Consider the following 321-nt stretch of genomic DNA (forward strand, 5'->3'; position numbering starts at 1 on the left):
CCATCGACCCCACACCGGCATCGGCGGAAAAACACCCATCGACCGCCTACGCGTTCACAACCTGCCAGTGAAGAACACCTAGCGCGAGCTGATTTCGGCTCACGGATCGGGATTCGCGGTGTGTGCAGAGGGCCGGGCTGTTGCTGTCAGGCAGGGGGCTGGGGGATGCGTGCACCGAATTTTTCAGCGGGGATCGCCGCGGCCCGGATTTGTCGGTGCTGGCTGCGATGATGTCGTTATGTCTGCGACCGCGACTGCAGCCGGCGTCGAAGCGTCCCCGAAGGAACGTCTCGAGGTGCTCTTCGACGAGCTGGCGGAGTT

1 protein-coding gene is annotated in these 321 nt (G+C 63.6%); it reads right to left on the bottom strand.

Annotated elements, in window-relative coordinates:
- Positions 1–46: 46 nt before the first annotated feature.
- On the bottom strand, positions 47–321 hold a 275-nt coding region (locus ACYQ8K_RS30265; protein WP_459975078.1), incomplete at its 5' end, for a hypothetical protein.

The sequence above is a fragment of the Mycobacterium sp. MUNTM1 genome, assembly GCF_054660795.1.